Raw genomic sequence first — 19,484 nt, 5'->3', positions numbered from 1 at the left:
GGCGGACGGATCGCCGGAACGCGTCGACGTCGCCGAGCGTGATCGTGCGCCCTGCCTCGCGGGTGGCCAGGACGCCCCTCACCGCGGGCTGAGCCCAACGCGGGGAGCCACGTCGTCCGCGCGGGTGCGCGCCTCATCGGGCGGGTGTGCGAGTCGCGGCGGTCTTGCGTCCGGGCGGTGTGGATGATGTGGTTGGGTGGACTCCGAGTGGTCGGAGGTGGCCGTGGACGGTGGGGTGCTGGGACCGGACGATGTGCTGGCGGCGGCCGAGACCGCCCCGCCCGTGGAATCCGTCGAGGTCGTCGCGCGCGACCTGGCGAAGCGGCTGGGTGCCTTTGACGTGTCCTTCCTGCTGGTCGACCTCGTCGAGGAGCACCTGGTGCGGCTGACCTCGACCGCACTGGACCCGGACGGGCGCGCCCCGGAGCCGGTCGATCTGCCGGACAGCGTCTACGAAGGGGTGCTGCGCACTCAGCAGCCGGCGCGGGAGCAGATCGAGGGTGGGGTGCGGGCGCTGCTGCCGGTGACCAACCGCGGCGACTGCGTCGGTGTCCTGGAGGTGACCGTGCCCTACTGCGACGAGGACGTGCTGGCCCAGCTGGGGCAGGCCGCACACGCGCTGGCCTACGTCATCGTCACCGATCGCCGCTTCACCGACCGCTACCACATCGGCCGGCGCACCACTCCGATGAGCCTGGCCGCGGAGATCCAGCACCAGCTGCTGCCCTCGGCGTCCTGCTGCGAGGCGGCCCAGTTCACCGTCGCCGGCGCCCTGGTGCCCGCCGACGACATCGGCGGCGACACCTACGACTACTCCCTGGACCGCGAGACCCTGCACCTGTCGATCACCGACGCCGCCGGGCACGACGTGGCCTCGGCACTGACCGCGACCCTGCTGGTCGGCGCGCTGCGCGGGGCCCGTCGAGCCGGTCGCGACCTGGCCGAGCAGGCACGGCAGGCCAACCAGGCACTGCTCGACCACGGCGGGGAGGTCGCGCTGGCGACCGGGCTGCTGTTGCGAGTCGACCTGCAAACGGGACAGGCCGGACTGGTGAACGCCGGACATCCCCCACCAGTGCTGCTGCGCGACGGTGTGGTGAAGCCGATCGAGGTGGAATCCGACCTGCTCTTCGGTGTCCGGTCGTACCGGTACCAGGTGCACCGGCTGGACCTGCGTCCCGGCGACCGGCTGGTGTTGCTCACCGACGGCATGTTCGAGCGCAACGCCGCCGGCGCCGACCTGCCCGCGCTGATCCGCGAAACCGGCGGACTGCACACCAGAGAACTGGTGCGGGCCGCGACCAGGGCAGTGACGCACGCCTGCCACGGTCACCTCCAGGACGACGCCACCGTGCTGTGCCTGGACTGGCACGGAACTGATCGGACCGAGCGCCAGGCCGACAACGGCGCGGACGTCGACACCGCCTCACCCGCCTAGCACCTCGCCGATCGCGCAGACTGCCGGGCTTCGACCTCCACGGGCGGGCACCGGGGCGACGTGTGTGGGGCGGCCCCGGGGGACCACCGAGTCGGCGGTGACGAGAACCGCAGAGTCGAGATGTCGGTTGATGTCGGACTACGCGAAGAGGCAACACAGGGTGCGAGCAGCGTGCGAAGCTGAGGGAGTTCTTGTGGTCTCGCCGGGTCGCGTATGACCGCCAGGATGCCGGCCTGCCGAGGTACGGGTTGTGAATGCCAGAGCTGGGGTGGGAGGAACTGGCGCAGCTTGCCGGTGTCGGTCGCGTGTTCCGCGCGGCTGGCGCAGGGTACGGCGACGGCATACCGGCCTCGGGACTGGATGCGTCTTACAGGTACTGAGCTGACGGAGGTCCCGCGCCCGCTCACCCGCGGGGTGCCGGGGGTGTAGCCGGGGGTTGAGCTTGCGGGCCAGGCGTTCGGGCTTGGGCCAGCGGACCTCGGTGGCCCAGCCGAGCTTTTCGAAGAGCCAGATCAGGCGCGCGGACATGTCGAGCTGGCCGCGGCGGACGCCGTGGCGGGCGCCGGTGGGGTCGGCGTGGTGGGAGTTGTGCCAGGACTCGCCCATGGACGCGATGGCCAGCGGCCAGAAGTTCGCGGACTTGTCGCGAGCGGCATAGGGGCGCTCGCCGATCAGGTGACACAACGAGTTCACCGACCAGGTGACGTGGTGCAGCACCGCCACCCGCACCAGGCTCGCCCAGAAGAACGCGGTGATCGCGCCCCACCAGGACATCGTCACCGGCCCGCCGATCAGCGCGGGGCTGAGCAGGGTGAGGACGGTCAGCGCCGGGAACCAGCGGTCGATCCGGGCGATGTCGCGGTCGACGTTCGATGGTCTCTGTCATCTCCATTGCTCTTCCTGCTGAAATCGCCGTTCGTCAGGTCCCGGGGTGATCTAGTCCGGGGGAGTAGCCCAGCGATGGCGCTTCAAACAGTGCTGTCCGAACGATCACCGGCTCTTCCTGCGCCGATCGACCGGCCGTCAGACCCGCCGATCGGTGGCCCTCTAGCGTGGCGGGCATGGAACACTCCGAACCCGACACCCGGATTCTCGAACGTGGCCTGGGCGGCTACGTGCGCGCGGTCGCGGCTGCCGTCGGCGTCCCGGACGAGAGCACCACGGTGGAAATCAGCGACACGGCCACCGCCTACCTCGGACTGCTCCGGAGGTGGCCCGGCCGGCCCGACCACGACGTCATGCTGGTGTGGAGCGAACGACGCGGGTGGTCGCTCGCCGTGGAAACCGACCCCGCGGACGCCCCGATCGTCATCGCGCGTCACAGTGATGACGACCTCGTGCCGCCCCCGGACGCGGTTGCACGGTTCGTCGCCGACACCGTCGCCGGGCACCACACCGGCCATGAGGGCCCCGGCCCAGCGACCGCCGCGACCCGCAGGTCGCTGGCCGAGCGGCTCAGTCCCTATCTCCACGCCCCAGGGGATCTCGACGCCGAAGGGGCTTGATCGACAGCCCGCCCTTTGGCGTGGGCTCCGCGCCGGGCAGTGGCAGCGGCCCGGCGAGCGTGTCTACCGGCCTGCGCTCAGACACCGAGGCGGCTGTAGATCCGACTGGCCATGGTGGCGGCGAGCTGGTGCACTTTGTCCATGGGATCGAGCTGGGCGAACTGGCCCAGCAGTTCGGCCACGGCGTAGGCCTCAGTGCCCGACAACAAGGCGATGCACCGTTCCCGCCGGCCCCGGTCGATCAGCCGGGTGAGGGCGTCGGCGTAGTCCTCGCGGTTGCGCACCGCGTCGAACTCGAACGGCTCCTGTCCGGCGACCTGATCACTCATCGCACCTGTTCTCCCCTGTCCGTGTGCTCCGGGGCGTCCACCCGAGCATTGACCTGCGAACTCCGCGAGGTAGGGGTACCCCGTTCAGGTCACGTAGTAAATCTATGTCGGCCGGATTAGACATTCGGTGCTGGGTGTGTGTAGAGTCCTGTTCGTACCGAGAGAGACAACGTCAAGCAGGCGCGGGAGAGGACGTAACTACCCGCGAAGTGAGACAGGCGGTCAGGCAGGACGGGGCCGATCAGTGAACAGGTCCCGGCTGGTGACCGAAGCAGTACCCGGGACCGGGTTGTGAAGATGAAGTCAGAGGTAACGGTCCCGGTGAAGTTAAGTAGTGCAGTAGTCAGCAATACCCGTAGTTGGCTAGATCGCAGTATGCAGTGATGCCAGGTGACCGGGACCGATCACGGTAAGGGGTTCCGGTCAGTGGCCCGCGGTAGTACGCGTGCTGGGGCCGATCAGTGGAAGGGTTCCAGCCGGTGACGACCGTGACAGCAGTACCCAGCAAGAAGGAAACACGGGAAAGAAGGGATAGGGCACATCATTGGATCGCCCGCAGCGGCTGGGCAGTAGTGCCGCGCGGGTACCGCAGTCCCATCGGATTGGCAGGTGGTTCTCGGTTACGAATCAGCGATCCCCGCGTCATCGGCCTCGGTGCCGGACGCGAGTGCAGGAAGCCGGCGGTCGCGTCGGTTGACAATGGTGAAACCCCAACCCTGGGACCCCGGGTGCCGTGCATGGCACCCGGGGTCCCTTGTGCTGTGGAGGTGGCATGATCCCTGCCCAATATGACCCGGCCGCACCCAGACCGGCCGACAAGTTCGACGACGAGCACTACCCCGGCTACACGATGGGCCGGGCGGCCGAGATGCTCGGCACCACCCAAAACTTCCTGCGCAGTCTCGACGAAGCCGGCCTGATCGAGCCACAGCGCTCCGCGGGCGGGCACCGCCGCTACTCCCGTCACCAGCTACGTATCGCCGCGCGGGTACGGCACCTCGTCGACGAGGGCACGGCGATCGACGCCGCCTGCCGCATCATCTCCCTCGAAGACCAGGTCCACGAAGCCCAGCGACGCAACACCAGTCTCCAACCCGCCGGCAAACTGAGCAGCGAGGTGTACCGCCGAAGCACCGCGGGTGGTGCACCTCGATCGCTCAATCCGGATCCGGTCGAGCGGTCAAGCTCCGCACGCCCGAACTGAAGACCGCCACCAGCGGCACAGCCAGCAGGGCACCGACGATCCCCGCGGTGACGAGCCCCACAGCGAGGGCGAGGACAACGGCCAGCGGATGCAGCCGGACCGCCCGCCCCAGCAGCAGCGGCTGCAGAACATGGCTTTCGACCTGCATGACCCCGACCACCACGGCGAGCACGATGACGGCCGACAACGCACCCTTGGTCACGAGCGCCACCAGGACGGCGACCGTGCCGGCGATCACCGAGCCGATGACCGGGACGAACGCGCCGAGGAAGACCAGCGTGCTCAACGGAGCGGCCAGGGGGACCCCGATGATCACCAGCCCGAGGCCGATGCCGGCGGCGTCGACGAACGCGACGGCCGCGGTGCCGCGGATGTAGTGGGCCAGGGTGGTGAATCCGCTGCGCCCGGCCACGTCGACGCGGTCGCGGAGTCGCGCCGGCACGGCCCGCAGCACGAACATCCAGATTGCGCGGCCCTGAGCGAGGAAGAAGATCAGGCAGAACACTACCAGCACGAACTCGGCGAGCAGTTCGCCCACGGTCACCGCCGTGGTGAGCGCCCCCGAGGCGATGACCGACTTGTTCCGGCCGAGCATGGCGGTCAGGTTGCCGAGCATGTCGTCGAGCTGGCCCTGGCTCAGGTGCAGCGGCCCGGTGCTCAGCCACGTGTGCAAGTCCGTCACGCTCGCGGTGACCTGGTCGATCAGGCCGGGCATGCCCGCGGTGACCGTGATGACCACGAACGTGACCACCCCGCCGGCCACCGCGATTCCCCCGACCAGCACGATCGCGGTCGCCAGCCCGCGCGGGACCTTCCTGGCCGCCAGCCACGAAACGGCAGGCGCGAACAGGCCGGCCAGCAGCAGGGCGACGGCGACCGGCACCACCACCGAAGCCAGTTTGACGGCCAGGAAGCCCACGACAGTCAGGGCGCCGGCGACGACCAGCGCGCGCCAGGAGGCGGCGGCCGCGACCCGGAGTCCGTAGGGAACCGCGGACAGCGCCTCTTCGGAGGATTCGCCCTCCCGGCTCACCGGCTGATCGGCTCTCATGAGCGTTCACCTTTCCATGACGTCGCCACTCGTCCCGGCGAGGACGTGGCCTGCTCCAGCGTGCTCGGGATGTCACGCCGTCGCCGGGCGGGGATTCCCGGCCGACGTAGCGGCTAACCGGTTCTCGGCCGGGCCGGGCCACCACAGCCGGAGCAGCGGCACAGCGCCTTCCGGATGCCCCAGCTGGTGCCGTCCGGATGGGCGGGCTCGGTGGCCGGTATCCGGCCGACCAGCGCCGGTCTCTTCCTTGTTCCGCGGGGCGTGGTGATCACGTATTGTGCTATCGCCCATGCACGCCTCGTTGAACGGGAGACGCCATGCAGTTTGCCAGCGAAGAGCGACAGGGGCCGCGGCAAGTGAAGGTCCTCGATCGTGAAGATATCGCTTGGTTGTCGACGAAGGCAAAAGCTTCGGCTCCGGCGATGCTCATGTTTACTGTGTCGGCGTCCATTTCCCGGCCACCGGGGAAGTGAAGTTCTACGACAAGAGCAAGGTCACGACGGTCTGACGCCGTGACATCCAAGCGCCGCAGCCGGAGCTCACGACAGTGCCGACGGTGCTTGGTGTCGACGACTTCGCGCTCCGCAGAGGACATGTGTACGGCACGGGCAAGGCGATCGATGTCCTGGACGGTCGTGAAGCCGAACTCTTGGCTCAGTGGTTGCGAGACCTCGTCGAGCAGCCGCTCCCAGATTCGGTGCGCGGTATGCCGCTGCTTGCGCGGTGCGTCCAGATCCGCCCGCGGCATCTCGTCCATCGCCGCGCGCAGCGGATCCGTCAGCGGTGTGGACCGGGCCGGTGTCTTCCGCGGCGGCGGTACCGCCGATTCCAGTGCCTGGCGCACCGTCCGCCGGTGCACCCCGTGCCGGTCAGCCAGCGCCCGAACAGACAGGCCTTCCACCCGGGGCATCCCGCCGGATCAGCGCGAACAACTCCACCCTGGACACCATTCCGGCTCCCACGCGGACGGCCCCTTTCCGGCACTGTCCACTCGGGACCCTCAACTCGGCTCACTGAATCGCACGCCACGAGCAGGAATTCGCCCGATCGGTGGGGCCCGCTAGCGGTGCCGAAGCGAACCTTCGCCAGGACCGGGTACATCATGATCAGCAGCCCGAGCGCGATCGGCAGCGAGATCCCGCCGACCTGCACCGCGGACAGCGCCGTGTTCGGCCCGGGAACCCAGCGGCCGGGAAGTCGAGCCCTCCGTGCCGACGCGGGCCGTCAACTCCGACCTCGATGCAGGCGGGCACCCGGTGCCGGATTTGCACGCACACCCGATGCGGCGCACAACACCTTCCCGATGTCGCGGCGCGCCGCCGCCGGGGTCGGCTGCCGTGATTTCACCCGGGTCGCCGAGCCGGTTCAGGCGCAGCTGGGGCGTTGGCCGTGATCAGCTTGTCGCGCCGTACAACTCAGCGGCTGTACCCCGCGACCCTGTCGGCTGTTCGTCCCCAGCCACTCGAGCAGCGTGTGGTAGACGGCGTCGTCGTGCAGCAGGCTGAAGTGGTGCAGCCCGCCGAGCCAGGCGATGTCGGCGTCTTCGGTCAGGTCGTTGCCGGTGAGGGGTGACACGAGGAGGTCGCCGACGATGCGGCCCCAGGTGCTTCCTTCCGTCCGGGACAGCGTCGCGGACACGAACAACCGGCGGATTCCCGTCTCGTCTTCGGGCCGCCACGGGGAGCCGGCGCCGGTTGCCCATTGCGTCCGGTGGACGTAGCCGTGGGCGAGGTCCTGGATGCCGTCGCTGCGGATGGCGAGCAGGCGGGCCAGGGGAGCGGTCAGGGGGGATTTGCTCAGCAGCCCGGCGAGCTGGGCGACGCGGCGTTCCAGTGGTGCTCCGGTGTGCGGGGTGCCCAGGCACACCAGCCGGCTGGCGAGGGGCAGCCATGGCGCGTTCCGTTCTTGTGCTTGGTAGAGGGCGCTTCTGGCTACCAGGCCGCCCATGGAGTGTCCGATGAGGATGATGTCGGTGACGGGCACCGGCCAGGAGGCGACGAGCCGGGTCAGGAGGGTGACGAGGTCGCCGCCGTTGTCGGAGATGTGCCGGCCGGAGTTGTAGCGCACGTACACGGAACTGGTGCCGAGGTCGTCGGCGAGGCGTGCTCCGAAGCTGGTGCCGCGGAACCAGCAGCGTTCGGTTTCGACCAGTCCGTGCAGGAAGACGACCAGGCGGCCGGTCGCGTTGGGGAAGGCGGTGGTGAGGGATCGGTGGTCGAGGCCGATCGGTCGTCGGTCGGCCCGGACGGTCATCTCTGCGGTCGTCGCTCGTCCGGCCGTGGGCAGGTGTGCTCCGAACATTCCGTGGGCGACACCGGTGGCGAAGTGTGCGGGGGGCGATTCGAGGACGGAGGTGGCCCAGTGGTCCCGGGTGAGCAGGGCGGGCAGGTGGGACGTCGCCAGGGCGAGGGCTGCCAGCCCGCCCGTCATGTCGCCGAGGGCCGAAGTGGCCGTTTTGATCATGTGCTTTTCTTTCGTGCCGCGTCGCCGCAGGACCGGCAAGCTTCGAGGGTGGATACCCGCCGCGGGGCGCGCTATGCGGATCGGCGCGGGTTTCGACGTGACGCTCGGCGCACAGCGGCCGGTGACGGCACCGACACGATCACGACGCCGTGTCGGCTCGCGGAGTCAATCGTCGAGCAGGGTGTGGCGTGCGACCATGGTCCGCGCGAGCTCGACGAGTTCGAGGTTGAGGTTGAGGTTCTGGGAAACTGAGGCCGGACGGCGAAGGCAAGGCGCCGGTTCGGGGGGACCAGCGCCGCAGAACTACTTCCGGCTGGGCGCCAGTGCGCTGACCCTGTCACGGCGCCGCCGCCATGCCGCGGTCAGAATGCCGACACTGTCTCGATGGTGAGGAATCCGGTCGAGGCGTCCGTCAGGCCGGCCATCTCCAGTATTCGCAGCGGCGCGGACTTCGTGCTCACTCGGACGATCAGCGCCGTGTCCCGCGTCTTCGCGAGCGCTGCGGCGTCCAGCAGCAAGGCAATACCGCAGCTGCTGAGATAGCCCAGCCCGCCGAGGTCGACGACGAATTCCTTGGCGCCGGAGGCTTCGACGGCGCGCAAGACCGCAGGTCCTGTGTCGTCGATGGTGTCCAGGTCGAGATCGCCGACCACGCTGATGATGACCGCGCCGGTTGCGGATTCGGTTACCGACACCGTCGCCGGCTGCATGGCGCCGGAAGGCGCCTGTGCGCTCCGGCCGGGCTGGTCCGGATCTTCGGCCAAGCGGAACCTGATGGTCGTCCCGAGTTCGTCGTGGTCGATGGCGTGGTCCTCGGACATGGCCTTGATGATGGCGAGGCCACGCCCGCGGTGACCGTTGTCGGTCGGCTCAGGCCGCCATGTCCCGTCATCGCGGACGAGGACGTCGAGCTTCCCGGCGGCGCTTCGCGTGACCGAGTACGTGACGTTGCCGGGCCGCTGGGAGTAAGCGTGTTCGACCGAGTTGGCTACCGCTTCGCCGAGACCGAGTGCCAGGTCCTGGTGCAGTTCCGGGGACAGGCCGGTCAAGGCCGACCAGTCGGCGACGTCGGCGCGCAGCTGTTGCAGCACCGAAGTGTCCGCGGCGCGGCGCCGGTGCAGCGGCGGCGGGAGGAGACGTACGGCCAGCAGGGCGACGTCGTCGATCTGGCCGCCGTCGAGGAGCGTGTCGGTGATCGCGCCGACCAGTGGTTCCGGTGCTACGGCAGCAAGCCGCGCCGCTGCCTCGCACAGGCGCTGCAGCCCTTCGTCGATCACCTCGTCGCGCCGCTCGATCAGGCCGTCGGTGTAGAGGAGCACCGACGCTCCCGGGCTGAGGGGCGCCGACCACTCCCGGTAGCTCGACCGATCCGGACCGCCGAGCACGCGGCCGCCGCCGGAGAGCAGACGCGCCGCGCCGGCGTCGATGACCAAGGGCGGCGGGTGCCCGGCCAGGGCCCACCGCAATTCGCCGGTCTCCCAGTCGAGGGTGAGGCACGCGCACGTCGTGCCGGCCGCTCCGTCCGTGCGGGCCGCGAACGCGTCGAGGCGTTCCAGGGCGGCGGCGGGGCCGTGCCCGTCGAGCAGGTTGCTCGCGAGTGCGCTGCGCAACTGTCCCATCACGGCCGCGGCCCGCGGACCGTTGCCGACTACGTCGCCGACCGAGAGAGCGACCAAGGAACCGCCCAGGGCAACCAGTTCGTACCAGTCCCCGCCGGTCTGCGCGTAGGCGGCCGCAGGCCGGTAGCAGGCCGCCGCGGCCACCCGGGACAGCGCGGGCAGTTCGCGTGGCAGCAGGCTGCGCTGGAGTGTCTCGGCGATCTCGTGTTCGCGGTGGAGCAGCAGTTCACGCAGCGGACTGGCCGACCATCTGACGGGTCCTGCGCGCGTGCTGCCGGTGACCTACTGGGCGACCTTGAGCTTCGTCGGATTCCGATTGTGCTTGCTCGTGGCGCGCATCGGCCGCGTCGCCGTCCCGCCGAGCCTCGAGCGGCTGCGGCTTGCGTTGCTGTGCGGCGGAACCGGGCTCGCGCTCGCCGCCGTACGGGCTCTCGCCACCGTCGGCCCGAGTGGTATGCGCACCGGTGCGGTGGTGTTGGCGTCCGGCCTGGCCACCCTCGCCGTCGCGGTGATCAGCGTCGGCCGGGACTTGTGTCGTGTTCCCCGGCCGGTGCGGTGACCGGATCTGTCATTGGCACGGATTGACGCCCGACCACCCGACGTTGATCGAGCGCCTACCCGGGTCTGCCGGACTATGCGGCTTGGTTGATCATGGCGGGCGCGGGCAGGCCGAGCAGGATCCGGTACTGGGCCTCGAATGTGGCCAGCGAGTCGTCGATGTCGTGGCGCGCGACGATGGCCCGGGACTCCGCGCCCATCCTGACCCGGGCTTCGGGATCCGCGGCCAGGTCGGCGATCCACCGCGAAATGGTGGTGATCGCGCCCGGTTCGAAGAGGTAGCCGTTGGTGCCGTGGTGCACCAGGTGCGGGAGGGCGAGCGCGTCGGCGGCGATCACGGGCAGCTCGGCGGCCATCGCCTCCATCGTGGCGAGGCTCTGCAACTCGGCCGTACCGGGCATGCAGAACACGTCGGCTTCGGCGTACCGGTGGACGAGCTCGGCGTCGGCAACGAAGCCGTGGAACGTCACGCGATCGGTGAGGCCCAGCTCGGCGGCGAGCGTCTCGAGGTCGTGGCGGCGGGTGCCGTTGCCGACGAGGTCCGCGCGGACGTGGGGCAGTGGCGTGAGGGCGCGCAGCAGCTGGTCGATGTTCTTCTCCGCATCCAGGCGGCCGACGAACAGCACCGACATCGGCCGGTCGGCCGGGCGGACGGCGGGCGCGGCGTAGTGGGCGAGGTCGATGCCACAGGAGACGACCTGGACCGGCTGGTCGAGCCCGATCCCGGTGAGGACCTCGGCGGCGCGCGGCGTCGGCGTGGTCACCAGGCGCGCGTCGCGGTAGACGCGCAGCAGGTCACGCCAGGCCCAGCGGGCGATCGCGTCCTTGATCCGCCGGGGGAAGGGTGTGTAGCCGAGCAGGTTGTCCGGCATGAAGTGGTTCGTGGCCATGCCGGGAACTTCGCGTTCGGCCGCGGCCTCGAGCAGGGCGCGGCCGACGCCGAAGTGGGCCTGGACGTGGACGACGTCGGGGCGCAGCCGGTCCAGAAGCGGCCCTACCTCCGCACGGGCGCCGCCCGGGGTGCAGAACCGGTAGTCGCCGTGGAAGGGGATGGCCCGGGATCGGATCCGGTGGACGGTGTAGCCGTCGCGCTCCTCGGTGTGCGACGGGCCGTGGGCGGACGGGCACGCGACATGGACGTCGTGGCCACGCGCCGCCAGCCCGCGGGCCAAGCGCTCGGCGAAGAACGACGCGCCGTTGACGTTGGGCGGGAAGGTGTCGGCGCCGATCAGGATGCGAAGGCCGGACGGGTGCTCGGGCACGGAGTTCTCCTTGGCTCGGGACGGATCTTGCGAGAGGGCACCGGCGAGCACGCGCACACCGGCGAGAGCGAGGACAGTGGCCGCGGCCGCGAGGACCGCGGTGGTGGCGGTGAGGTGCGGTGCTTCGCCGTAGGCCAGGGTGGCCACGGCGACGGCGGTCAGCGGGTCGAGCACGGTCGTGGTGCCGACGACGACCGCGGTGTGCCCGGCGGCGTAGGCGCGGTGCAGGACGACCCCGCCGGCGCCCAGCAGGAGCAGGGCTTGCGCACCGAGCGGGACGGCGGCGGCGAGCGGCTGGGTGACGGCGGCGTGCACGATGGCCGAGCCGAGTCCGAAGAGGACGGCCGCGGCCCCGGCCAGGACGGCACAGCTCGCCCGGGCGAACCAGACGACCGCGGCCAGGACGAACCCGGCCACCGCGACCGATTCGGCTGTTCCCCAGCTGATCGACGTGGCCGTGGTGGCGGACGCCGCGAGCGTCACGAAACCGGCGACGCCGAGCAGGACCAGGACCACAGCGCCGAGGACCCGGCGGTTGCGGGCGCGGCGGGCGAAGACGACCGTGAGGACGAGGCTGAAGACGCCCAGCGGCTGGACGACGGGAAGCGGCGCGAGGGACAGGGCGACGACGTGCAGCAGGCTCCCGCCGATGGCTAGGGACGTCCCCGCCCACCACCCGCGGGACCGCAGCAGCCGGGCGAGGGTGCGCAGCCGAGGGGTGCGGTCGACGGCCAGGCCGGCGACCTCGTCGTGCTGGCGGGTGGCCGCCGCGGCGAACAGGACGGCGGCGAGCAGGGCACAGGCGATGGCCAGGGCGGTCATCGGACGGCCCGCCGCAGCGTGGTCGCCATGGTGGCGATGATCAGGAATTCGGCCAGGAGCGCGATGCGTTCGAGTAGGCCGGCCGGGAGCCAGCCGACGATTTGCGCCATGCCGAACGCAGCCGCGGTCACGACGCCGGCGACCGCGCCACGCCGGAGGGTGGCCGCGGCGGCGAGCCAGCGGGTGTCGGTCCGGAGCCGGGTGCTGAGTGTCCACGCGGCCAGCGGGAGACTGGCGAACAGCACGGCCCCGCCGGCGCGGTGAATCTCTCCGGACGCCGTCGGGTTCGCGGCGTTGAGGTTGCTGCGGAACAGCAGGATCACGACGAGCCCGGCCGTCCACAGCAGGAACAGGGCGCTCGCGAGCGGTGTCCGGGGCAGCGCGGCGAGGTGGGCGGCGATCGCCAGCGCCGCGGCGGCCGCGAGCAGGAGCACGACGGCCACCGCGAACAGGAACCGGCCGCCGCGGTGCCAGGCGTAGTCGCTGACCGGGTCGTGCCAGGGGTTGACGTTGCCGGCGAAGCCGAGGGTCAGCCCGGCGATGATGGCCTGGGCGACGGCGGCCATCACCAGCGTCAGGGTCGCCAGCGGAGTGGGCGAGAGCGCGGACCGTGGAGTCACCCCTCAGACGGTGGTGCCCGTCCATGAGAGTTCGATGAAGATCACGCGCGGTTTCGTTAAGAAGCGGCCGGCGGGAGGACCAGGTCGAAGCGAGCGCCGCCGGTGTCGGCCCGGCCGGCTTCGGCGCGTCCGCCGTGCTGGGTGAGGACCTGGTCGACGATGGCCAGCCCGAGGCCCGAGCCGGGCAGGGCGCGGGCGGCGTCGGCCCGGTAGAAGCGCTCGAACACGTGCGGCAGATCGGCGTCGGCGATCCCCGGGCCTTCGTCGTCGACGCGGACCCGCACCGCGTCCGGCGTCACCGACGCTGTCACGGTCACGGTCCCGCCGGGTGGTGACCACTTCGCGGCGTTGTCGAGCACGTTCAGCACGGCGCGTTCGAGGGCGGCCGGCCGGACGAGGATCTCGGCGTCGGTCAGTTCGGCGGTGAAGGTCACCTTCGGCCACCGCGACCGGGTGCGTTCGAGCGCGGAGCCGACGATGTCGGCCAGTGCCACCCGCTCGGGCACTTCGCTGGGCCGTTCCCCGGTGGAGAGGTCGACCAGTTCGCCGATCAGCGCGGTCAGCTCCACGGCTTGGGTGTCGAGGTCGGCCAGCAGCCGCGACCGGTCGTCGGCCGACAGCTGCCGCTGCGGGTTCGCCTCGGCGTGGATGAGCAGCTCGATGTTGTTGCGCAGGCTCGTCAACGGGGTGCGTAGCTCGTGGCCGGCGTCTTCGACCAGCCGCCGCTGTTCGTCGCGGGAGCGGCTCAATGCGCTCAGCATCGCGTTGAACGCCGTGGCCAGCCGGCCGATCTCCCCGGCCGCGGTGACTTCGATGGCCGCGGACAGTTCCTGCGTCCGGGCGACGTCCTCGGCCGCCGCGGTCAGGTCGTCGACCGGGCGCAGCGCCGACCGGGCGATCACCCGGCCCACGAGCGTCGCCCCGACGACCCCGGCCAGCGACACGACGACGAGCCAGAAACCCAGCCGGCCGAGCGTGTCCTCGACGTCCTCGGAGTCCTGGGCGACCTCGACTGTGCCCCCGTCGGACCGCTGGGCCGTCCACACCCGGTACCGGTCGCCGTCGATCCGGCGGGTGTCGGAGGTGCGACCGAGCGCGCCCGAGGCCGGCGGCGCTGCCGATGGCAGGGGCGGGATGAAGGGTTTGGCGCCCGCCGTGCCCGTGACGACGCCGGTGGGGGACAGGAACTGCACGGTCAGGCCGCCGCCGCGGCCGGGTCCGTCCCGGTTCTCGGTGGAGCGAAGTGTTGCCAGCGCTTCGGCCGGGGACGAGGTCTTGGCCGCCAGCTGGGCGTAGGACTGCAGCCTGGCGTCGAACTGGTCGAAGAGATCCGCGCGGGTGATACTCCAGGAGATCGCCGACACCAGCACCACGGCGATCGCGACGGCGGCGGCCACCAGGACGCCGAGCCGCGCGCGCAGCGAGAGCTGCTTCCACCGTGGGCGTTTCACAGTGGTTCCTCGCGCAGCACGTAGCCGACCCCGCGCACGGTGTGCAGCAACCGGGGCTCGCCCTCGGCCTCCAGTTTGCGCCGCAGGTAGCTGACGTAGACGTCGAGGCCGTTGGACGCGGTGCCGAAGTCGTAGCCCCAGACGTTCTCGAACATCACGGTCCGGGTCAGCACGATCCGCGGGTGGCGCAGGAACGCCTCGAGCATGGCGAACTCGGTCCGGGTCAGGTGCACGGGACGGTCGCCGCGGAACACTTCCCGCGTTGCGGGGTCCAGGGTCACGTCCGCGAACCGCAGCGCCGCGGGGGCCGACGGTGCGGGCGGGGCGTTGTACTCGGTGCGGCGCAGCAGTGCGCGCACACGCGCCAGCAGCTCTTGCAGTGCGAAGGGCTTGACCAGGTAGTCGTCGGCGCCGGCGTCGAGTCCCGCCACCCGATCGGTCACGGCGGTCCGCGCCGTCAGCATCAGGACCGGCACGGTGTTGCCTTCGGCCCGCAGCAGCCGGCACACCTCCAGGCCGCCGAGCACCGGCATGGTGACGTCGAGCAGCACGCCGTCCGGCGCTTCGTCGCGGATCAGTTTGAGCCCGGCCGCGCCATCGCCGGCGACGGAGATGGTGTAGCCCTCGAAACGCAGGGTCCGCGAGAGCGAGTTCTGTAAGGCTGTCTCGTCGTCGACGATCACCAAGTGCACGCGGCGTTCCTTCGTCCCAGTGGCGATGACACAGGGTAACTGTAGTTGAGAGCGGAGTGGGGGCGCGCAACTCTCATCGAACATTAACGTTCGACGGGGCCGAGTGCGGTTTTCCGCGGTTAACCTCGCAACAAGGGCTATCCGCCACGAAGGAGGAAATGATGAGGGAGAATCCGGCCGGGTCGACGTTGCCCACGGACACCGCGGACGGGATCCGCTGCTCGGATGCGGAACGTGAGCAGGTCCGGGCCGCGCTCTACGGGGCGGCCGGCGAAGGTCGGTTGACGATGGATGAGGTCGAAGAACGCCTGGCGCGGATCGAAGAGGTCCGCTTCCGGCACGAACTCGCGGAGGTGACCGCGGATCTGCCCGCTCCTTCGCCGGAGGTGGCGCCGGGCTGGCGGCCGATCGTGGCCGCCGCTCGCCGGAACCTCGCCGCCGACCTCGCGGTGCTGCTCGGGCGTGCCCCCGAACCGGCCCCCGGCCGTCGTCGGCTGCTGATCATCGTGACTGTCCTCATCGGACTCGTGGTCGCCGCGGCGATCGTTCTCGCCACTGTGCACGGTTTCGGTGGCGACGGTTTCGAGCCCCACGGAATCGACGCGGGTGAGCACGGTCACGGCTGACGCCCCCATTCTCGATCGGCGCACCCCCGGCTGAGTTTGCCCGCCGCGACGAGTTGCACGGTCACCAGGATCGAGACGGCTTCGGCGGCGAGGAGCCCGATCAGCACCAGTACCTGCGTCATCCCGGCCTGGATCGGCCCGGCGCCGCCGAGCAGCACGCCGACGTAAGCTCCGGGCAGAGTCACCAGGCCGACCGTGCGGGTCTGGTCCAGTGCCGGGATCAGCGCGTGCCCAGCGGACGGGCGGCAGATCTCCAACGCGGCCGGGCGCGGCAGGAAGCCGAGCGCAAGCGCGGCTTCGTATTCGCCGTGGCGGGCCTTCAGCTCGTCCAGCGCCCGCCGGGCGGCTTGCGATGTCGCAGTCATCGCGCCGCCGATGACGATGCCGGCGATCGGCACGACCGCGATCGGCTTCGGCGGGACCACCCCGGCGCCGAGGACCAAGGAGAGCACCGGCGCGACGCCGGCGGCGATGGCGAGGGCCGTCCAGGGCAGGTTAGTCCAGGTCCCGGCGCGGCGGGCCGAGGTCACCGCGGCGATGCCGAACATCAGCAGCACGAAGAGGCCGGTGAGCGGGGCCGACCGCAGGACGGCGGTGATCACCAGTGACACGGCGGCGAGCTGCGCGATCGCGCGGGCAGCGGCGATCAGCACCGCCCGGCCCTGCCCGAGCTCACCCCAGCGGACGACGGCGGCGCCGGCGGCGGTGAGCAGGATGAGCACCACTACCAGGGCGGGTCCGAAGGTGATCGCGGCGTCGTTCACTCTGCCGACTCTGCCGTGGTCGCCGGCAGTGGGGGTTCGTCGAGCAGCTGCAGGACGAGGGCACCGGACAACCACGCGGTGACGAACGCCAGGCTGCCGAGGACGTCGGTGGGCCAGTGCACCCCGAGGTACACCCGGGTCCAGGCGATCAGGAGGGCGTACGCGACCGCGATCAGCCACACCACCCACGGCGTCACCCGGCCGGCGAACCGGCGGATGACGAGCCAGCCGATCAGGCCCGCGGCCAGGGCACCGTCGGACGTGTGTCCCGACGGGAAGGACAGCCCGCCGGCCTGGACGGCCCAGTCCGCAGTGGACGGACGCGGGCGGGCGATCAGTTCGGAAATCCCGTAGCGGCACAGCACGGCGCACAGCATCACGGCGAGCACGAGGCAAGCGCGGACGAGCCGGGCGCGGAGGTTTCCGTGGGTGAGCACCGCCGCGACCACGAACACCAAGGGGGCGGTGAACGCCGAGGACGCGGTCGACGTGATCGCCGCGGCGACGGAGGTGAGCGCGGTCGTCCGGTGCGAGATCACCCACGAGTGGACGCCGAGATCGAACCCCGAAGCCCACGGCAGTGCGTCGCTCGCCGAGGCCAGCAGGGCCAGGAACGCCAGGACCCCGAGCGCCGTGGCCAGGAGCGGTCGCCGGACGCGACGGCCGGTGTCCTGTTCCGACGACATGGAGGCCACGGCGCCAAGTTATGACGAATGCGGTCAGCAACCGGTTTGCGTCAGGCAAAGGCGCGTTAACCCGCGGAACCGGAGGGACAATGACGGTCATGCGGATGCTGCGGACCGTCGCGTTGGTGGCCTGGCCCATGAGCTGGTACCTCATCTGGAAGGAGATTTTCGTCTGGCGCCACATGACGAAGTCGTTGCGGTTCCAGGTGCCTGACCTGCCTCCGGGGGTGACGGTGACCCCGCGGCCGGGTGTTCCGGTGATCTGTCTCCGCGCGGTCGCCGTGGCGTCGCCGATCGTCTGTGTACTGGGGTTCGCCGTCGAGGCGTGGCGTCGAGAACAGCTCAGGCGGGCGGGTTCGGGCGGGTCAGGCCGAGGTCGTAGGCGAGGATGACCGCTTGGATGCGGTCGCGGGCACCGATCTTCGCGAGCACTCGGCCGACATGGGTTTTGACCGTCGATTCCGACAGCACGAGGCGCTCGGCGATTTCCCTGTTGGTCCACCCTTGCCCGATCGCCACCAGGATGTCCTGTTCCCGGGCGGTCAGCGACTCCCAGCGAGGATCAGCGGGGTGCTCGGGCGTGGCTCCGCCGTCGGGGAGCCGGTGGCCGTAGGTGTCGAGGAGCCGCCGGGTCACTGCGGGCGCGATGACGGCGTCGCCGCCGGCGACGGCCCTGATCCCGGCGAGCAGTTCTTCGGGGTGGGCGTCTTTGAGCAGGAACCCGCTGGCTCCGGCGCGGAGGGCGGCGTAGGCGTATTCGTCCAGGTCGAAGGTAGTCATGACGAGGACGCGGGAGCGGCCGCCGGTGGCGAGGATCCGGCGGGTGGCTTCGATGCCGTCCATGCCCGGCATGCGGATGTCCATGAGGACGACATCAGGCCGTAGCTCCGCGGTCCGGCGCACGGCCTCTGCCCCGTGGGCTGCTTCGCCGACGACTTCGGTGTCCGGGGTCGCGTCCAGCAGCATGCGGAAGCCGAAGCGTTGCAACGGCTGGTCGTCGGCGATGAGGATGGTCGTCACGACGCCCCGTCCGGTAGGCCCGGCAGAGGCGCGACGTCGAGAACGGCCGTGACGACCCACCCGCCGCCGGGTGTGGGGCCCGCGTCGACCGTGCCGCCGTACAGGGCGGCACGCTCCCGCATCCCGGCCAGCCCGTTCCCCTTCTCCGACGGGTTGACAGGTTGTGCCGGGCCGTCGCCGCGCCCGCTGTCTCGGACGCGGATGCGCAGCTCCCGGCCGTCGGCGGCGATCAGGACGTCGATCCGGGTGCGGGGACCGGCGTGGTTGAGCGTGTTCGTGAGCGCTTCCTGGACGATGCGGTACGTCATCAGCTGCACGCCCCGGTCGAGCCTGTCCAGGTCGCCGCCGGACCGGTAGACCACCTCCGGGCCGGCCGCGCGGATCCGCGCGCACAACGCGTCGAGGTCGGCGATGCCCGGTTGGGGATCCAGCTCGGGTGCGTCGCCTTTCTCGCGCAACACGCCCAGCATGCGCCGCAGTTCGCCCAGCGCTTGACGGCCGGCGTCGCCGACCAGCCGGAGTGCTTCCTTGCTGCGTTCGGGGGCTACGTCGGCCGCGTAGGCGCCGCCGTCGGCCAGGGTGATGATGACCGACAGGTTGTGGCCGACGATGTCGTGCATCTCGCGGGCCACCCGGACGCGTTCGGTGGCGGCGGCCAGCCTGCTGCGCTGGTCGCGTTCGATCTCCAGCTGGGCCGCGCGGTCGCGCAGGCTCGCGAGCTGGGCCCGGCGGATCCGCACGGCCAGCCCGAGCGCGACGGCTGCGGTGACCGCGGTGAGCAGGAAGAACAGCGCCTCCCAGAACGACACGAACCCGGAAACTCGCGCGGCTACGGGAATCAGGAGCGCGACCTCGGCCGCGCAGGCCCACGGCAGGTGCCGCAGACGCCCGTGCAGGGTCACGCTGTAGAGCGCCACGAGCAGCGCGACGTCGGCGCGCAGGACGACCCCGAGCGACCACTGGATCAGGAAAACCGCCGCGGTCAGGGCCAGCGCGACCGATGGCGCCCGCCGCCGCCACAGCAAGGGCAGCACCAGGCCGGCCTGCAGTGCCAGGGTGCCCACCGGCGGCAGGTGCCTGAAGGTGAGGAGGAGTTCCTCGGGGCCCCCGTCTTCGTCATGCGGAATCAGATCCGGCAGGCAGAACATCACGAACAGCGCGGCGACGACGGCCAGGTCCAGTACCCACGGGCGGCGCCGGTCTGCCTGCCGGACCCGCTGGCCGAGCCGGGTCAGCCAGGTGACCAGCGGGTGCGCCGGCAGGGGAGCGGTCCACGACGAAGGCGGGTGGCCCACCTGTTCGTCACTGCGCACGTGCCTCACCTGTCCATCGTGGAGGGAAACCGCCGGTGCGGCACCCGGGCGACGCGCACCG

The 19,484-nt window shown here is 70.8% G+C and carries 17 protein-coding genes and 3 pseudogenes; 5 read left to right on the top strand and 15 right to left on the bottom strand.

The genetic code is table 11. The annotated features are described in order from the left end of the window. Window positions 1–196: 196 nt before the first annotated feature. Window positions 197–1,438, top strand: coding sequence for a PP2C family protein-serine/threonine phosphatase (locus ACLJQF_RS33900; RefSeq protein ID WP_410614420.1), 1,242 nt, complete (start codon window positions 197–199; stop codon window positions 1,436–1,438). A gap of 438 nt (window positions 1,439–1,876) precedes the next feature. Here the strand turns inward: ACLJQF_RS33900 and ACLJQF_RS33895 are convergent. Next, window positions 1,877–2,302: pseudogene (locus ACLJQF_RS33895) on the bottom strand (acyl-CoA desaturase); the annotation flags it as partial. Between the two features lie 197 nt (window positions 2,303–2,499). Between ACLJQF_RS33895 and ACLJQF_RS33890 the strand changes: the two are divergent. Continuing rightward, on the top strand, window positions 2,500–2,943 hold the full coding sequence (locus tag ACLJQF_RS33890) for a DUF6292 family protein (RefSeq protein WP_410614419.1): 444 nt from the start codon (window positions 2,500–2,502) through the stop codon (window positions 2,941–2,943). Between the two features lie 77 nt (window positions 2,944–3,020). Here ACLJQF_RS33890 and ACLJQF_RS33885 read toward each other — a convergent pair whose 3' ends face one another. Beyond that, window positions 3,021–3,272, bottom strand: coding sequence for a hypothetical protein (locus ACLJQF_RS33885; protein ID WP_410614418.1), 252 nt, complete (start codon window positions 3,270–3,272; stop codon window positions 3,021–3,023). Between the two features lie 772 nt (window positions 3,273–4,044). On the opposite strand from ACLJQF_RS33885, the pseudogene ACLJQF_RS33880 reads away from it, so the two are divergent. Further along, window positions 4,045–4,365, top strand: a pseudogene (locus ACLJQF_RS33880) (MerR family transcriptional regulator); the annotation flags it as partial. A gap of 64 nt (window positions 4,366–4,429) precedes the next feature. Here ACLJQF_RS33880 and ACLJQF_RS33875 read toward each other — a convergent pair. The 5 genes and pseudogenes from ACLJQF_RS33875 to ACLJQF_RS33855 form a co-directional block, all read right to left on the bottom strand. After that, window positions 4,430–5,527 (bottom strand): AI-2E family transporter, encoded by a 1,098-nt coding sequence (locus ACLJQF_RS33875; protein WP_410614417.1) that lies wholly within the window; start codon window positions 5,525–5,527, stop codon window positions 4,430–4,432. A 280-nt stretch (window positions 5,528–5,807) separates the two neighbouring features. Further along, complete coding sequence (locus ACLJQF_RS33870) at window positions 5,808–6,428, bottom strand: hypothetical protein (protein WP_410614416.1); 621 nt, start codon at window positions 6,426–6,428, stop codon at window positions 5,808–5,810. Window positions 6,429–6,598: 170 nt separating this feature from the next. Next, a pseudogene (locus tag ACLJQF_RS33865) lies at window positions 6,599–6,724 on the bottom strand (arsenical-resistance protein); the annotation flags it as partial. Between the two features lie 168 nt (window positions 6,725–6,892). Next, window positions 6,893–7,990 (bottom strand): esterase/lipase family protein, encoded by a 1,098-nt coding sequence (locus tag ACLJQF_RS33860; protein WP_410614415.1) that lies wholly within the window; start codon window positions 7,988–7,990, stop codon window positions 6,893–6,895. A gap of 362 nt (window positions 7,991–8,352) precedes the next feature. Then, a complete protein-coding gene (locus ACLJQF_RS33855; RefSeq protein WP_410614414.1) occupies window positions 8,353–9,753 on the bottom strand; it encodes a SpoIIE family protein phosphatase in 1,401 nt (466 codons plus the stop codon). 184 nt (window positions 9,754–9,937) lie between these two features. Between ACLJQF_RS33855 and ACLJQF_RS33850 the strand changes: the two genes are divergently transcribed. Further along, window positions 9,938–10,168 carry a hypothetical protein gene (locus ACLJQF_RS33850; RefSeq protein ID WP_410614413.1) on the top strand — a complete coding sequence of 77 codons (231 nt, stop codon included), beginning with the start codon at window positions 9,938–9,940 and terminating at the stop codon, window positions 10,166–10,168. 73 nt (window positions 10,169–10,241) lie between these two features. Here ACLJQF_RS33850 and ACLJQF_RS33845 read toward each other — a convergent pair whose 3' ends face one another. From ACLJQF_RS33845 to ACLJQF_RS33830, 4 genes are read right to left on the bottom strand one after another with little or no spacing between them, the layout of a single operon-like run. Beyond that, on the bottom strand, window positions 10,242–12,251 hold the full coding sequence (locus tag ACLJQF_RS33845; protein WP_410614412.1) for a glycosyltransferase family 4 protein: 2,010 nt from the start codon (window positions 12,249–12,251) through the stop codon (window positions 10,242–10,244). Beyond that, complete coding sequence (locus ACLJQF_RS33840) at window positions 12,248–12,871, bottom strand: DUF998 domain-containing protein (protein ID WP_410614411.1); 624 nt, start codon at window positions 12,869–12,871, stop codon at window positions 12,248–12,250. Before ACLJQF_RS33840 ends, ACLJQF_RS33845 begins: the two co-directional genes overlap by 4 nt. A gap of 56 nt (window positions 12,872–12,927) precedes the next feature. Beyond that, entirely contained in the window at window positions 12,928–14,322 is a 1,395-nt protein-coding gene (locus ACLJQF_RS33835; protein ID WP_410614410.1) for an ATP-binding protein, read from the bottom strand. Next, the gene (locus tag ACLJQF_RS33830; RefSeq protein ID WP_410614409.1) at window positions 14,319–15,014 is read right to left on the bottom strand and encodes a response regulator transcription factor; all 696 of its coding nucleotides are present in this window, start codon (window positions 15,012–15,014) and stop codon (window positions 14,319–14,321) included. The genes ACLJQF_RS33835 and ACLJQF_RS33830 overlap by 4 nt, the downstream gene beginning before the upstream one ends. A gap of 161 nt (window positions 15,015–15,175) precedes the next feature. Between ACLJQF_RS33830 and ACLJQF_RS33825 the strand changes: the two genes are divergently transcribed. Then, a complete protein-coding gene (locus ACLJQF_RS33825) occupies window positions 15,176–15,640 on the top strand; it encodes a DUF1707 domain-containing protein (RefSeq protein WP_410614408.1) in 465 nt (154 codons plus the stop codon). Here ACLJQF_RS33825 and ACLJQF_RS33820 read toward each other — a convergent pair. From ACLJQF_RS33820 to ACLJQF_RS33805, 4 genes are all read right to left on the bottom strand, one after another. Further along, window positions 15,631–16,404: an ABC transporter permease gene (locus ACLJQF_RS33820; RefSeq protein WP_410614407.1), complete on the bottom strand. Its 774-nt coding sequence runs from the start codon at window positions 16,402–16,404 to the stop codon at window positions 15,631–15,633. The two genes, ACLJQF_RS33825 and ACLJQF_RS33820, sit on opposite strands and share 10 nt — an antisense overlap. After that, the gene (locus tag ACLJQF_RS33815) at window positions 16,401–17,090 is read right to left on the bottom strand and encodes a phosphatase PAP2 family protein (RefSeq protein WP_410614406.1); all 690 of its coding nucleotides are present in this window, start codon (window positions 17,088–17,090) and stop codon (window positions 16,401–16,403) included. The genes ACLJQF_RS33820 and ACLJQF_RS33815 overlap by 4 nt, the downstream gene beginning before the upstream one ends. Before the next feature lie 342 nt (window positions 17,091–17,432). After that, entirely contained in the window at window positions 17,433–18,110 is a 678-nt protein-coding gene (locus ACLJQF_RS33810) for a response regulator (RefSeq protein ID WP_410614405.1), read from the bottom strand. Then, window positions 18,107–19,423 (bottom strand): sensor histidine kinase, encoded by a 1,317-nt coding sequence (locus ACLJQF_RS33805; protein WP_410614404.1) that lies wholly within the window; start codon window positions 19,421–19,423, stop codon window positions 18,107–18,109. Before ACLJQF_RS33805 ends, ACLJQF_RS33810 begins: the two co-directional genes overlap by 4 nt. Window positions 19,424–19,484: the final 61 nt, after the last annotated feature.

Source organism: Amycolatopsis sp. lyj-109 (genome assembly GCF_046548995.1).
GTDB lineage: Bacteria > Actinomycetota > Actinomycetes > Mycobacteriales > Pseudonocardiaceae > Amycolatopsis.
Note: the sequence above shows the minus strand (reverse complement) of the source record. Positions and strands in the feature narration are given on the sequence as shown.